This is a genomic window from Devosia ginsengisoli (assembly GCF_007859655.1).
GTDB lineage: Bacteria > Pseudomonadota > Alphaproteobacteria > Rhizobiales > Devosiaceae > Devosia > Devosia ginsengisoli.
Genome location: NZ_CP042304.1, coordinates 2,792,501 through 2,807,468, shown reverse-complemented (window position 1 = coordinate 2,807,468; position 14,968 = coordinate 2,792,501). Strand labels below are relative to the sequence as shown.

Below are 14,968 nucleotides of genomic sequence, written 5' to 3'. Positions count from 1 at the left end.
GTGGCATGTCCCCGCTCAACAAAAGCGTACCGCCGGGTTCGGCGGGGTTCCGGGGAAGAAATTGGCCCGTATCGTCGTCAAGTTCGGTGGCACTTCGGTGGCCAGTGTCGAGCGTATCCGCCAGGCAGCGCGCCATGTGAAGCGCGAGGTCGATGCCGGCCATGAAGTGGCCGTCGTGGTTTCGGCCATGTCGGGCAAGACCAATGAGCTGGTCGGCTGGGTCAATGAAGCCAGCCCCATGCATGATGCGCGCGAATATGATGCCGTGGTGGCGTCGGGCGAGCAGGTGACGGCCGGGTTGATGGCCATCGTGCTATCAGAAATGGGCATCCAGTCGCGGAGCTTTTCGGGCTGGCAGGTGCCGATCCGCACCGACGGCGCGCATGGCGCGGCGCGGATCACCGAGATCGACCCGACCGAGCTCAACAAGCGGTTCGCGGATGGCTGGGTGCCTGTCATTACCGGCTTCCAGGGCATTTCGCCCAGTGGCCGGGTGACGACTTTGGGCCGCGGCGGCTCGGACACGTCGGCGGTGGCCGTGGCGGCGGCGGTCAAGGCCGACCGCTGCGATATCTATACCGATGTCGATGGCGTCTATACCACCGACCCGCGCATCGTGCCCAAGGCGCAAAGGCTGACCCGGATTTCCTTCGAGGAAATGCTGGAAATGGCTTCGCTCGGCGCCAAGGTGCTGATGATCCGTTCGGTCGAGATGGCAATGGCCTATAAAGTGCCGCTGCTGGTACGCTCGAGTTTCGATGACCCCGATGCGCTGCAGGTGGCGCCCGACGGGACGCCGGGCGTGCCCGGCACACTGGTTTGCGATGAGGATGAGATCGTGGAAAAGCAGATCGTTTCGGGCGTGACGCTCGCCAAGGCCGAGGCCAAGATCACCCTGCGCGACGTCAAGGACAATCCGGGCGTGGCGGCGGCCATTTTCGGCACGCTGGCCGATCAGGGCATCATCGTCGATATGATCGTGCAGAATATTGCCGATGACGGCGCGACCACCGACATCACCTTCACCGTGCCCGACAGCGAATATGACAAGGCGGTCAAGACGCTGCAAAATGCCGGCGACCGCATCGAATACGCGCGGCTTTCCGGCTCCAAGGGCGGGGCGAAGGTCTCGGTCGTGGGGGTGGGCATGCGCAGCCATGCGGGCGTCGCGAGCTCGATGTTCAAGGCGCTGGCCGACAAGGGCATCAACATACAGCTGATCACCACCTCGGAAATCAAGACCTCGGTGTTGATCGATGAGCAATATGCTGAGCTTGCGGTTCGCGCTCTCCATACTTATTACGGGTTGGACAAGAAGGACGCCTAGGACCGCTCGGACGGTCCTGGTCGCTCCTCAGGAAAGGGGGGCGGCTGTGGCGGCCGTCTAAAGGGGTATGGTCACGAGCATCGGCGGCCCGAGAGTGCTGCTGCGGCAGTTACGTGAGACAATGGCGGAGCCGCTGGCTTCGCAGGAGCGGCTCGACAAGATTGTCGGCCTCATCGCCGACAACATGCGCGCCGATGTGTGCTCGTTCTACGTGCTGCGCGATGACGGCGCGCTGGAACTGTTTGCCTCCCGGGGCCTAGCCGCCGAATCCGTGCATATGACGACGCTGCGGCTGGGCGAGGGCCTGGTCGGCCTCATCGCGGCGGAAGCCGAACCGCTCAGCCTCGAAAACGCCCCCAGTCATCCCGGCTTTGTCTATCGCCCCGAAACCGGCGAAGAAAAATACAATGCCTTTCTCGGCGTGCCGGTGCTGCGGGCCGGCCAGACGCTGGGCGTCCTGGTGGTGCAGAATGCCGAGCGCCGCCATTATGGCGAGGATGAAACCGAGGCCATGCTGACAACGGCCACAATCCTGGCCGAGATGATCGCCACCAGCGACTTCGACAATCTGATCAAGCCTGGTTCCGACATCGACCTCAGGCGTCCCCGCATGTTCAACGGCGTAAGTTTTACCGACGGCATCGCGCTGGGCACGGTGGTGCTGCATGACCCGCGCGTCGTGGTGTCCAACTTCATCGCCGAGGATACCGACGCCGAAAAGGTGCGGCTGGAAACGGCGCTGGAAAAGATGCGCGTTTCCATCGACGCCATGCTCGACCATGGTGACATGGTTGGTGGCACCGACCATCGCGAAATCCTCGAAACCTACCGCATGTTCGCCAATGACCGGGGCTGGGTGAACCGGCTGGCCGAGGCAATCGACAACGGGCTTTCGGCCGAAGCGGCGGTGGAGCGGGTGCAGAATGATACCCGCGCCCGCATGCTGCGCCAGACCGACCCCTATATCCGCGACCGCCTGCACGATCTGGACGATCTGGCCAACCGGCTGCTGCGCGTGCTGACCGGAGACGGGCAGGCGCTGGCCCGCAAGGCGTTGCCGGACAATGCCATTCTGGTGGCCCGTAATATGGGGCCGGCGGAACTGCTGGAATATGACCGCAAGAAGCTGCGCGGCGTGGTGCTGGAAGAGGGCGGCACGACGGCGCATGTGGCCATTGTCGCGCGCTCGCTCGGCATTGTGGCGGTGGGGCAGGCGCAGTCCATCGTCTCGATGAGCGAAACCGGCGACGACATCATTCTGGATGGACCGAGCGGGGTGGTGCATCTGCGGCCGACGCCCGATATCGAGCAGGCCTATGTCGACAAGGTGCGCGTTTCAGCGCGGCGCCGGGCGCATTATGCAGCGCTCAAGGACAAGCCCAGCGTCACCAAAGACGGCGTCGAAATCACGCTGCTGCACAATTCGGGGCTAGTGGCCGACCTGCCCATGCTCGACGATACCGGGGCGTCGGGCGTCGGGCTGTTCCGCACCGAATTGCAGTTCATGATCGCCTCCAAGCTCCCGCGCCTGCAGGAGCAGCAGGAGCTTTACGCCGAGGCCATGGAGATTGCCGGGGGGCGGCCGGTGGTGTTCCGCCTGCTCGATATCGGCGGCGACAAGGTGCTGCCCTATCAGCGCTCGATGACCGAGGAAAACCCGGCCATGGGCTTCCGCTCGATCAGGCTGGGGCTGGAGCGACCGGGCCTGCTGCGCACGCAGATCAGGGCGCTACTGCTGGCGGCGAACGGGCGGCCGCTCAAGATCCTGGTGCCGATGGTCACCGAGACCTTCGAATTCACCCAGACCAGGATGGTAGTGCAGAAGGAAGTCGAGCGGCTGCGGCGGCAGGGCAAGCCCCTGCCGAGCCGGCTGGAACTGGGCGTGATGGTCGAAGTGCCTTCACTGCTGTTCGAACTCGACCAATTACTGCCCCAGGCCGATTTCGTCTCCATCGGTAGCAATGACCTGGTGCAGTTTTTGACCGCATCGGACCGGGCCAATCCGCGCGTTGCCACCAATTACGACCCCATCGGCATGCCGCGCCTGCGCGCCATCCGCATGGTGGTGGATGCCGCGCGGCGCTACAATATCCCGATCACCATGTGCGGCGAGCTGGCCGGCAAACCCCTTGAGGCACTCGCCCTCATGGCGGTGGGCATGACCCGGCTCTCCATGGGGCCGGCCTCGATCGGGCCGATCAAGGAACTGGTGCTCAATCTCGACCTCAAGCCGATCCAGCAATCGGTCGGCGCGGCGTTGAGCGATGGGGCCAATGGGGTGACGATCCGCGCCCTGCTGCAGGAATGGATCGAAAAGCAGAACCTGCCGGTTTAAGGCCGGAATGATTCCCCACCCACAATCGCCTCCCGCGGACTTGATCCGCGGGTCACTCTCAACACGGTACAAGTGGCGAGAGACCCCCGGATCAAGTCCGGGGGAGGCGCCGGTGGATGGGCTGGTGTCTGTGCCAACCCTTGCGGTTTTGCGGTCTTATCCCTAAAGCGTGCCTCTTCCAGACCCGAAAGACTCGACCATGGCATCTCTTCCCCAGGACAAGCTCGACGCGCTCGAGACGCGGTTCCAGTATGTCGAGGCGGCGCTGTCGGGTGGGGCCGGGCCGGATGAATTCGTCAAATTCTCCAAGGAACATGCCGAACTGGCGCCGATTGTCGGGGAGATCCGGGCCTATAACAAGGCGCTGAGCGACCGCGCCGAGGCCGAGGACCTGCTCAAGAGCGGCGACAAGGACATGGCCGAAATGGCCGAGGCGGAGATCGCCGAGCTCGACGAGAAGATCGAGACGCTGTTCCAGTCCATCCGCGTCCTGCTGCTGCCCAAGGACGAAGCCGACGAGCGATCGATCATCCTTGAAATCCGCGGCGGCACCGGCGGCGATGAAGCGGCTTTATTCGCGGGCGACCTGTTCCGCATGTATGAGCGCTATGCCGCCAATCGCGGCTGGAAGGTCACCGTGATGGAAGAAAGCCCCGGCGAAATGGGGGGCTTCAAGGAAATCATCGCCAATGTGGCGGGCAAGGGCGTCTATGCCCGCATGAAATTCGAGAGCGGCGTGCATCGGGTGCAGCGCGTGCCCGAAACCGAAGGGTCGGGCCGGATCCATACTTCGGCTGCCACGGTGGCCGTGCTGCCGGAGGTGGAAGATATCGACATCGAAATCCGCAACGAGGATATCCGCATCGACACGATGCGCGCCTCGGGTGCCGGCGGCCAGCACGTCAACACCACCGATTCGGCGGTGCGCATCACCCATATTCCCTCCGGGCTGGTGGTGACTTCGGCGATGAAGAGCCAGCACCAGAACCGGGCGCAGGCCATGCTGGTGCTGCGTTCGCGGCTTTACGAGATGCAGCGCGAGGAGCGCGACAGTGCTCGTTCCGCCGAGCGTAAGGGCCAGGTGGGGTCGGGCGACCGCTCCGAGCGCATCCGCACCTACAATTTCCCGCAGGGGCGGGTGACCGACCACCGCATCAACCTCACCCTCTACAAGCTCGACAAGGTCATATCGGGTGAAGCGCTCGATGAGCTGATCGAGGCCTTGATCACCACCAGCCAGGCCGAGCAGCTGGCGGCCATGGAGACGGGCAACTGACCCAGGCGCCCACCATCGGCGCCCTCTGGCGCGGCTGGCGCGATGTGCTGGGGCGGCTCGGCTTCGACAGCGCGGCGCTGGACGCCAAATTGCTCACCGGGCATGCCTTGGGATTGAGCGCGCTGGACCTGGCCGTGCGGGAAAATGAGCCTGTCGACGGCCACGCCGCGACGCGCGTGGCCGAACTGCTGCAACGGCGCATGACCGGGGAATCGGTGGCGCGGATCATCGGTATCCGGGAATTCTACGGGCTGGGCTTCACGCTCAATGCCGCCACGCTGGAACCGCGACCGGAAACCGAATTGCTGGTCGATATGGCCCTGGGCGCGCTGCCGGCGGGCGGGCGCCTGCTGGATCTGGGCACCGGCAGCGGCTGCATCCCGATTGCCATCCTGGCCAATCAGCCCGACGCGACAGCGGTCGCGGTGGATTTGAGCGCGCTGGCGCTGGAAGCGGCGCAGGCCAATGCCATCAGCCATGGTGTGGCCACCCGCCTCAGCTTGCTGCCTGGGAGCTGGTTCGAGCCACTGACCAATGACAGCCCTCATGGTGAGCCTGTTCAGGTGCGCAAGTTGCGCACCGGGAACCAACGAGGGCGTGCCGCCGATAGCGCCACGACCTCGTCCTTCGACAAGCTCAGGATGAGGTCTGATGCGGCATTCTTCGACCTCATCGTGTCCAACCCGCCCTATATTACTTCGGCCGTGGTCGAAACGCTGGCGCCCGAGGTGCGGGATTTCGACCCCCGCCTGGCCCTCGATGGTGGGCCGGATGGCCTTGCCCCCTACCGGGTCATCGCCACCCAGGCTGCCAATTGGCTGAAGCCTGGTGCCTGGGTTCTGGTCGAGATCGGCTATGACCAGGGCGCCGCTGTCAGCGCCTTGTTCCTCGAAGCCGGGTTCGAGGATGTGGCGGTGCATCGTGATCTCAACGGGCTTGACCGTGTGGTCGGCGCGCACCATTTGTAAGGCAGTTCCCTGCATCACGCGGTGAAAATCGCAATTAATGCTGGCAAAGACGACCCGAACGTTATAGTTTGGCCTCGCTGTCAACGGTGCTTCATGAGCGCCACGGCGACTAGCCACCCGACAAATTCATTGGCTGCGATGCGCAGCGCGGTTCCGGCAGAGGCGGGAACGACGCGGGACAGGTTCGGAGCGCCGTTCGACGGTTTCGGTCTTCATGAAGCCAGATAGAGCCGGTTCGAGAGCCCAGAGTGCTTTGTTCCGGAATTGGCCCGACCAGGCAGTAAGCCGGTCCGCCAGCAGTGTGACGCTTATTTTTCTAGAGTTAGATAAAGCGACCAGATGAGACCCAACAACCAGAATAACAAGAACCGGCAGCGTGGCCGCAACGGCGGGCGCAAGCACGTCAATCCGTTGTCCCGCAATTTCGAGAGCAATGGACCCGACGTGAAGGTGCGCGGCAACGCGGCCCATATCGCCGAGAAATATCTCCAGCTTGCCCGCGACGCCCAGTCATCAGGCGATTCGGTGATGGCGGAGAATTATCTCCAGCATGCCGAGCATTATTTCCGCATCGTTTCCAGCGCCCAGCAGGCCCAGAACGGCCAGCGGCCGGAAGGTCAGGACGACGATTTCGACGACGACATGCCCGACATGAACTCGCGTTTCGCTTCGCCCCAGCCCCCGCCGCAGCAGCAATATGTGCAGGCTGAAGGCGAGGAACAGGCTGGCGAAGGCGAACAGGGTCAGGGCCAGCCGCGCCAGGATGGCGAGCGCCAGCAGCGCGGTGATCGTCGCGACCGCCAGCGCAATCGCGAACGCTTCCGCCCCGAAGGCGAAGTCCAGCAGCCGGTTTCTGCCAGCGAGGAAGCCCAGCCCGTTGCGGCAACCGAGGCGGTCGAAGCGTCCGGCGAGCAGCCGGTCGAGGCCGAGGGCGAGGCCCGCAAGCCGCGTGAGCGCCGTCCGCGCCGCCGCCGTCCGGCGGGGGGTGACAGTGGCGATCTCGCCGGGGCCGATCAGCCCGATGTCGGCGAATTGCCGGCATTCCTCACGGCCGGCAGCACCGCCGCCGAGTAAAGTTTCAAGGCCGGGCAGCAATGTCCGGCCTTTTTGTCGACGCTGGCGGCACGATCCCGCCCCGCCCCCGATGTCATCCCGGCCTTGAGCTGGGACCCATCCCGAGATCACGCCACAGCCGCAAGGTGGATGGGTCATGCCGGATATCGGGGCCAAACCACCCCCACCCTCAGTCCCTCCCCACAAGGGGGAGGGAGGCGCCAGAGCGACCCTCAAGGATCATCTCAAATGTTTCCGCAAGCATGGAGCAGGCTTCCCTCCCCCTTGTGGGGAGGGAATGAGGGTGGGGGTAAGCCACACGCACAAATCTATCCATCTTATCCCCCTCGCCAAAACCGCGCGTATCATCCTCCCCATCTTCCGGGATACGGGCGGCGCTGCAGCGACGGGTGTCCGGAAGCCAGCCGGGGGAGTGGAGGTCGCGCTCCGCTCCGGGTCGAGCGGACGAGGCGTTTGGGTGGGGTGCTACGGCTAACCGCTAGGGTCTGCGATCGCGCCGTCCGAGCAAGTCCCGGCATCCCGAGACGGCTTCCGTCTCATTATTAAATTTACCAGAGGCGAAGGCCGTCTCGGGATCCGCTCGCTGCCAGTCCTGGCATGCGTTCGTCTATCGGCAACCGCGTTGCAGGCGGCGCTTGCGCACGCCCTCTTTTCCCTCGCCAAATGCTCCCCATATACTGCTCGTGATGGAGCAGTGCTGCGTGTCAGGCGTTCCACCAGACGACGCTTCCGCCGCATGTTCAGGTGCCTCGATGGGCCGGACAGCGGGCGAGACAAGGAGAGTTGCATGAATATCGAGAAATATACCGAGCGGGCCCGGGGTTTCATCCAGAGCGCGCAGACCATGGCGCTGGGCAAGGGGCATCAGCAATTTGCGCCCATCCACCTGCTCAAAGTCCTGCTCGATGACGATCAGGGCATGGCTAATGGGCTGATCAGTCAGGCCGGGGGCGATCCCAAGGCGGCGCGGGCGGCCGTGGAAGCGGCGATCGCCAAAATCCCCACCGTGTCCGGCGATGCCGGCCAGCTCTATCTGGGCCGCGAATTGGCGCGGGTGTTTGACACCGCCGAAAGCGCGGCGCAGAAGGCGGGCGATTCCTATGTCACCGTCGAACGCCTGCTGCTGGCTTTGGTGGTCGAAAAGGACAGTGATGCCGGCAAGATCCTGGCCTCGGTCGGCGTGACGCCGCAGACGCTCAATGCCGCCATCGAAGCCATCCGCAAGGGTCGCACGGCCGACTCGGCCTCGGCCGAGAACAGCTATGATGCGCTCAAGAAATATGCGCGCGACCTGACCGAGGATGTGCGCGAGGGCAAGCTCGACCCGGTCATCGGGCGCGACGAGGAAATCCGCCGCACCATCCAGGTGCTGAGCCGCCGTACCAAGAACAATCCGGTGCTGATCGGTGAGCCCGGCGTGGGCAAGACCGCCATTGCCGAGGGCCTGGCCATCCGCATCGTCAATGGCGACGTGCCCGAGAGCCTCAAGAACAAGAGCCTCTTGTCGCTCGACATGGGCGCGCTCATTGCCGGCGCGAAATATCGCGGCGAGTTCGAGGAACGCCTGAAATCGGTGCTGTCGGAAGTGACGGCGGCCGAGGGACAGATCATCCTGTTCATTGACGAAATGCATACCCTGGTCGGCGCCGGCAAGGCCGATGGCGCCATGGATGCGTCCAATCTGCTGAAGCCTGCTCTGGCGCGCGGTGAACTCCACTGCGTGGGCGCGACGACGCTTGACGAATATCGCAAGCATGTCGAGAAGGACGCGGCTTTGGCGCGGCGCTTCCAGCCGGTCTTTGTGGACGAGCCGACCGTGGAAGACACGATCTCGATCCTGCGCGGGCTCAAGGAAAAATACGAGCTGCATCACGGCATCCGCATTTCCGATTCGGCGCTGGTGAGTGCGGCGACTCTCAGCAATCGCTACATCACCGACCGCTTCCTGCCTGACAAGGCCATCGACCTGATGGACGAGGCGGCGGCGCGGCTGCGCATGGCCGTCGATTCCAAACCCGAGGCTTTGGACGAACTCGATCGCCGCATCATGCAGCTCAAGATCGAGCGCGAGGCCTTGCGCAAGGAAGAGGACGACGGCTCCAAGACGCGGCTGGTGCGGCTCGAAACCGAACTGGGCGATCTCGAAGACCAGGCACAGGCTCTGTCGGCCAAGTGGCTGGCCGAGAAGGAGCGCCTGCAGGGTAGCCAGAAGGTCAAGGAAGAGCTCGATGCCGCGCGCAGCCAGCTCGAAATCGCGCAGAGGCAGGGTGATCTGGCCAAGGCCGGCGAGCTGGCCTATGGCGTCATTCCCGATCTCGAAAAGCGGCTCAAGGCGGCCGACGATGTCGGTGGCGACGGCAAGCCCGATCCGGTCATGGCCAAGGAAACCGTCGATTCGAGCGACATCGCCCAGGTGGTGAGCCGCTGGACCGGCATTCCGGTCGACCGCATGCTGGAAGGCGAGCGTGAAAAGCTGCTGCATATGGAAGACTCGCTCGGCGCTCGCGTCATCGGGCAGGCCGAGGCGGTGGCCGCGGTGGCCAAGGCGGTGCGGCGTTCGCGTGCCGGCTTGCAGGATCCGAACCGGCCGATCGGCTCGTTCATGTTCCTCGGGCCAACCGGCGTCGGCAAGACCGAGCTGACCAAGAGCCTGGCCCAGTTCCTGTTCGATGACGAGACCGCCATGGTGCGGCTCGACATGAGCGAGTTCATGGAAAAGCATTCGGTGGCCCGCCTGATCGGCGCGCCTCCGGGCTATGTCGGCTATGACGAAGGTGGCGTGCTCACCGAAGCGGTGCGGCGCCGGCCCTATCAGGTCGTGCTGTTCGACGAGATCGAGAAGGCGCATCCCGATGTATTCAATGTCCTGCTGCAGGTGCTCGATGATGGGCGGCTGACGGACGGGCAGGGGCGCACGGTCGATTTCCGCAATACGGTCATCATCCTCACCTCCAATCTGGGCGCCGAATATCTGGTCGAGCTCAAGGATGGGGAATCGGTCGAACTGGTGCGCGGCAAGGTGCTCGATATGGTCAAGGCGGCCTTCCGGCCGGAATTCTTGAACCGGATCGACGAAATCCTGCTGTTCCACCGGCTGGGCCGCGAGCATATGGGTTCCATCGTCGATATCCAGTTCGGCCGGCTGACGCAGCTGCTGCGGGATCGCGATATCAGTCTCGAACTGACGCCGCGCGCCCGCGAGTGGCTGGCCAATGAAGGCTATGATCCCGCCTATGGCGCCCGGCCGCTGAAGCGCGTGATCCAGCGGACCGTGCAGGACGAGCTGGCCGAGGAAATCCTGGCCGGCCGCGTCAGCGATGGTTCCAACGTGGTGGTCGATGCCAATGACGATGGCATCGTGCTGCTGCCTGACGGCAAGAAAGAAGCCGAAGCGGCGGCATAACTTCTCTTCGGAGGCCGGTCCCTTGGACCGGCCTTTTTCATTGCACCGCCGATTTCGATCGTTTAGAACAAAAAGAGAACATTGAGGTGAAGCGATGACCGACAAGATCGACTATGTGGAGTTCCCGTCCAGCAACCGCGCGACGACAAGCGCTTTCTTCCGCGCCGCGTTCGGCTGGGGCATTACCAGCTATGGGCCTGATTACGATGGCATCGAAAATGCCGGCATCGATGGCGGCATCGATCAGAGCCAGGGCAAGGTGGCCGCGACCATGGCGGTGATCCGCACCGATGACCTCGATGGCGCCGAGCGCCGGGTGATTGCCGCCGGCGGCTCGATCACCCGGGCGCAGTATGATTTTCCGGGTGGACGGCGGTTTCACTTCCGCGAGCCGGGCGGAAATGAGATGGCGGTCTATGTAGCGAAAGAATAATCTCGCCGGGAAACCGCTGCTGGACCCATCATGACCCAGGATATCGCTGCCCCGCAAAGCCGGCGCTTCGTGCTGGTCGCCGCCATTCTCGCTTCGAGCATGGGCTTCATCGATGGCTCGGTGATATCAATCGCCATTCCGGCCATTCGCGCCGATCTCGGGGCGACGCTGGCCGATGCGCAATGGGTGAGCAATGGCTATCTGCTGTTCCTCTCGGCGCTGATCCTGCTGGGCGGCGCCACGGGCGACCGGTTCGGGTTGCGCAATGTGTTCGGGCTGGGCATTGCGGTCTTCGTGGCGGCTTCCATCGTCTGCGCGCTGGCGCCGACGCCGCTGGTGCTGGTCATCGCGCGGGCGGTGCAGGGCATAGGCGCGGCCTTCATGGTGCCGGGGAGCCTGGCCATCATCGCCAAGGCCTATCCGCGCGAAGAGCGCGGCAAGGCCATCGGCATGTGGGCGGCCGCCTCGTCACTGACCACGATCGCCGGGCCGATCATCGGCGGCTTCGTGCTGACGGCTTTGGGCGACTGGAGCTGGCGGCTGGTCTTTGCCATCAATCTGCCGCTGGGCCTGCTGGCCCTGGCGCTGCTGTGGTTCCGCGTGGCGCCGGACCATCCGGAAGTGGGGCGGAAGCTCGATGTAATCGGGGCGGTGCTGGCGACGCTGGCGCTGATGCTTATCGCCTATGGCCTTACCGGCGATGGCAGCGAAAGCGTACCGCCGTTGTCGCACACTATTCTGTGGTGCGGGGGCGGGCTGGTGCTGGCCGCGGGCTTCATCGTCTGGGAGGCGCGCAGCCCCCATCCGATGCTGCCGCTCGGGCTTTTCGCCAATATCGGTTTTTCCGGCGCCAACGCCCTGACCTTCGCGCTCTATTTCGCGCTTGGCGGCACCATGTTCTACCTGCCCATGACCATGATTGGCGGCTGGGGAGAATCCCCGGCTACCGTATCGCTGGTGCTGCTGCCCCTGGGGATCAGCCTGACACTGCTGTCATCGCTGAGCGGCAAGTGGGCCGACCGGTTCGGGCCCGCGCCGTTGATTGCAGCGGGTTCCCTGCTGGTGGCTGCCGCTTTTGCCGCGCTGGGCCTGACCGCGCCGCTGCACGATCCGTGGCTGGCTGTGCTGCCCTCGATCGTGCTGCTGGGGCTGGGCATGGGGCTGGTCGTGTCGCCGCTCTCGGCGGCGGTGATGACGTCGGTGGACGATGGCGATACCGGCGTCGCCTCGGGGGTCAATAACGCGGTGGCCCGGGTCGCCGGACTGGTGGCGGTGGCCCTGCTCGGGGCGGTGGTGGCTTCGGTGTTCGAGCAGAACCTGGATAGCGCGGCGGAACTGCCGATATTTTTCGGCGTGGTCACCGACGGGCTGAGCGGCGAGGAAGATGCGCTGCGACTGGCGGCGACCGATGCGGCTTTTGCCGCGGTCGCCTATATCACCGCGGCGCTCAGCGTGGTTTCCGCCGCGGTTGCCTGGCTCACGCTGGAGCGCAAATTTTAGTGGTTGACGTCGGCGACGGTGATCGGGGCGGGATCGCGGGCCATGAGGTCATTGATCTGCGCCATGGTCTGGGCGAACTGGGCTTCATATTGCTGGGGCAGGACATTGTCCTTGGGCAGCTTCACGCTCAGCGGATCGACCAGATTGCCGTTGATCTTGATCTCGAAATGCAGGTGCGGGCCGGTCGACTGGCCGGTCGAGCCGACATAGCCGATGATCTGGCCCTGGCGCACATGGCTGCCGACGCCCAGCCCATCGGCATAGCGTGACATGTGGCCATAGGCCGTCTCGTAGCCGTTGACGTGCTGGATTTCGACCTTGTTGCCGTAGCCCGATTGCCATTTGTAATATTTGATGACGCCGTCGCCGGCAGCATAGATTGGCGTGCCCGAACGGGAGGCCAGATCGACGCCGGTATGGAGCTTGCGCGTCTTGAAAATGGGGTGGACGCGATAGCCGAAGCGCGAGCGCAGCGTGCCGCCGCCTTCGAGCGGCCGGCGGGTGAGGAAGCGCTTGCCGGTTTCGCCATCGGGATCATAGAAATCGATCACGCCGTCCGCCGTGGCGAAGCGATAGAGCTGGCGAGTCGTGCTGCCCAGGGTCAGGCTGACATAGAGCAGCTCGGTGCGGCCTTCGGCATCCGGGGTGGTTTCCAGAATCTCGATGGAATCGCCGGCCGCGATCTTCTTGGTCATGTCGACGTCATAGGCATACATGCCGATGATGCGCTCGATCGTGGCATCGTCCAGGTCATGCTTGCGACCGGTCTCCCAGATGGAGCGGTAGACGCTGGGCAGGTTGGCGACGTTGACCTCTTCGGTGTCCCCTTCGGGGAATTCGACAAAGTCGGGCTCGATGCCGAGCACATATTGGCCGGTATCGGTCAGGGCCACGGTGGCCTTGTATTCGTAGCTGCCATCGCTGCGCGGCAGATAAAGGCTCAGGCGATAGGGAACGAGACTGGTCGCTTCGTGGCTGAGCGGGCCATAGAGAATGCGCAACCGGGTGAGGGCCGCCAGATCCGTGCTGCGCAGAACATTGCGCAGCGCGTCGGTGACCAGGATCGCCTGATTGGGAGAGAAGCCGTTCTTGCCCAGCACCTCATCGAGGCTGGCCGCCTCGCGCAGGGTGAGGAAGCGCTCCGAACGGCCGAGGGCCGCATCGGCTGCCCTTGTGGTCTGGGGCACGACGGTGACGTTTTCGGCGACGCCGGCCAGCGTATTGCTGCCCGGTACCAGGCCCAGGTCGCGGATACTGGGGCCGAGCGCGGCATAGGCCATGGTCGGCGCACTGTCGCTGAAGAAGGTCGCCTCGACGACGCTGCGCACATATTCGGCTGCCGACTGATCGGAAATGGCGCGTGGCGGCACGAGGGTCATCGGCATGGCGGCCAGCCGAACGGCCACTTCGCCTTCCACCTCGGCGCCATAGACATCAGTGTTGACGTCGATATTGGCGGTTGCCGGGATCGGCTGGGTGGCATTGAGAATTGCCACCGGATCGTAATCGGGAACGCCCTCGGACAGTGAGGTCGGGGCGGTGGCCAGCGTGGCGCGGATGCGCACGAACGGCTGGTTGCGGATCATGTCGCGGCCATCGACCGTCTCGCGGATCGAGGCTTCGATGACTTCAAGGTCCGAGCGGGTGGCCGTGACCGGGCGCAGGCGCGACGACTTGGCGGAAAGATCGGTCGGGGTCAGCGCCTCGGTTTCCGGGCGCGAAAGCTGCAGTGCCTCATAGGCGGTGGAGAAAGTGTCCTGGCCCTGGAAGGAGACATAAAGCGCCGCACCCATCAGCAGCACGCTGGTCAGGCCGGTCATCACAGTGCCGCTCAGCCAGGCAAAGCTCAGCTCGCGCCCATGGGGAATTTCACCGTCGGTCGACTGCACCGTCAGCGCGGGGCTGTCTTCGAAGCCGGTGGCCTTGAGCAGCGCGGCATGACGGTTTCTCTGCGCTGCGTTCAACGCCTCATCCTTTGATGTGTCACGGCAGTCCCCGTTCCGGTCTTGCAGCCGGCTGCGCATGCAGCTCGTGGCTTGCGCGCGCGGAGTTCTATATCAATCAACTGCGCTGATCCAAAAAAAATGCGGCAAAACTGCGGGGGGAGGTGCAGATGTGCACAAGCGCCGCCTGTAATGCGGGTATCGAAGACGAGCGGACCCCGAGACGGCTTACGCCCCTGAGTAATTTTATTAGTGAGACGCTCACCGTCTCGGGGTGCCGGTTTTTGGAGCAGCACGGGGAGTCGCGCACACGCTTCCGCCCGGACTCGGACCTGTGCGAGCAGCGAAGCCGCACCCGGCTCCTTCCGCCACTGTTCGCCTGCAGGCCGCCCATGCGGAGGGATGGGAGGATGATACGCTCGGTTTTGGGGAGGGGGATAAGATGGATAGGTTCGCTGTCGTTTCCCCAACCACGGTGTCATCCCGGCCTTGAGCCGGGATCCATCCTGAAATGGTGGGCATATTCGGTGGTTGCACGATCCACCTTGCGGCGGCGGCGTGATCTCGAGATGGGTCCCGGCTCGAGGCCGGGATGACATCGAGGGTGGGGCAACATCGTGCCACTTCCATAGATCGTCATCCTCGGGCTTGACCCGAGGACACTTCACTTACCCTACGCACCGCAAGTGCAGAGCCCTCGGGTCAAGCC

Annotated in this window: 9 protein-coding genes; 8 read left to right on the top strand and 1 reads right to left on the bottom strand. The window is 64.2% G+C overall.

The features are described 5' to 3' along the window. The first annotated feature begins 61 nt into the window (after positions 1 to 61). The 8 genes from FPZ08_RS13625 to FPZ08_RS13590 all read left to right on the top strand — a co-directional run bounded on the left by FPZ08_RS13625 (position 62) and on the right by FPZ08_RS13590 (position 12,316). Positions 62 to 1,327, top strand: a complete 1,266-nt coding sequence (locus tag FPZ08_RS13625) for an aspartate kinase (RefSeq protein WP_146290515.1) — start codon at positions 62 to 64, stop codon at positions 1,325 to 1,327. 67 nt (positions 1,328 to 1,394) lie between these two features. Further along, a complete protein-coding gene (gene ptsP / locus FPZ08_RS13620) occupies positions 1,395 to 3,662 on the top strand; it encodes a phosphoenolpyruvate--protein phosphotransferase (protein ID WP_146290514.1) in 2,268 nt (755 codons plus the stop codon). 199 nt (positions 3,663 to 3,861) lie between these two features. Continuing rightward, entirely contained in the window at positions 3,862 to 4,938 is a 1,077-nt protein-coding gene (prfA, locus tag FPZ08_RS13615; RefSeq protein ID WP_146290513.1) for a peptide chain release factor 1, read from the top strand. Positions 4,939 to 4,982: 44 nt separating this feature from the next. Continuing rightward, positions 4,983 to 5,906, top strand: a complete 924-nt coding sequence (locus FPZ08_RS13610) for a N5-glutamine methyltransferase family protein (RefSeq protein WP_210246802.1) — start codon at positions 4,983 to 4,985, stop codon at positions 5,904 to 5,906. Positions 5,907 to 6,245: 339 nt separating this feature from the next. Next, positions 6,246 to 6,980, top strand: a complete 735-nt coding sequence (locus FPZ08_RS13605; RefSeq protein ID WP_146290512.1) for a DUF4167 domain-containing protein — start codon at positions 6,246 to 6,248, stop codon at positions 6,978 to 6,980. Positions 6,981 to 7,767: 787 nt separating this feature from the next. Continuing rightward, complete coding sequence (gene clpB / locus FPZ08_RS13600; protein WP_146290511.1) at positions 7,768 to 10,383, top strand: ATP-dependent chaperone ClpB; 2,616 nt, start codon at positions 7,768 to 7,770, stop codon at positions 10,381 to 10,383. Between the two features lie 94 nt (positions 10,384 to 10,477). Then, positions 10,478 to 10,816 (top strand): VOC family protein, encoded by a 339-nt coding sequence (locus FPZ08_RS13595; RefSeq protein WP_146290510.1) that lies wholly within the window; start codon positions 10,478 to 10,480, stop codon positions 10,814 to 10,816. Between the two features lie 30 nt (positions 10,817 to 10,846). Beyond that, a complete protein-coding gene (locus tag FPZ08_RS13590) occupies positions 10,847 to 12,316 on the top strand; it encodes an MFS transporter (protein WP_246132652.1) in 1,470 nt (489 codons plus the stop codon). Here the strand turns inward: FPZ08_RS13590 and FPZ08_RS13585 are convergent. Continuing rightward, the gene (locus FPZ08_RS13585; protein ID WP_186767001.1) at positions 12,313 to 14,280 is read right to left on the bottom strand and encodes a M23 family metallopeptidase; all 1,968 of its coding nucleotides are present in this window, start codon (positions 14,278 to 14,280) and stop codon (positions 12,313 to 12,315) included. The genes FPZ08_RS13590 and FPZ08_RS13585 overlap by 4 nt on opposite strands. Between the last annotated feature and the right edge of the window lie 688 nt (positions 14,281 to 14,968).

Excerpts from the sequence above, each read along its gene's own strand:
- ptsP (WP_146290514.1), top strand. The coding sequence starts at position 1,395 with ATGGTCACGAGCATCGGCGGCCCGAGAGTGCTGCTGCGGCAGTTACGT.
- prfA (WP_146290513.1), top strand. The coding sequence starts at position 3,862 with ATGGCATCTCTTCCCCAGGACAAGCTCGACGCGCTCGAGACGCGGTTC.
- FPZ08_RS13605 (WP_146290512.1), top strand. The coding sequence starts at position 6,246 with ATGAGACCCAACAACCAGAATAACAAGAACCGGCAGCGTGGCCGCAAC.
- clpB (WP_146290511.1), top strand. The coding sequence starts at position 7,768 with ATGAATATCGAGAAATATACCGAGCGGGCCCGGGGTTTCATCCAGAGC.
- FPZ08_RS13595 (WP_146290510.1), top strand. The coding sequence starts at position 10,478 with ATGACCGACAAGATCGACTATGTGGAGTTCCCGTCCAGCAACCGCGCG.
- FPZ08_RS13590 (WP_246132652.1), top strand. The coding sequence starts at position 10,847 with ATGACCCAGGATATCGCTGCCCCGCAAAGCCGGCGCTTCGTGCTGGTC.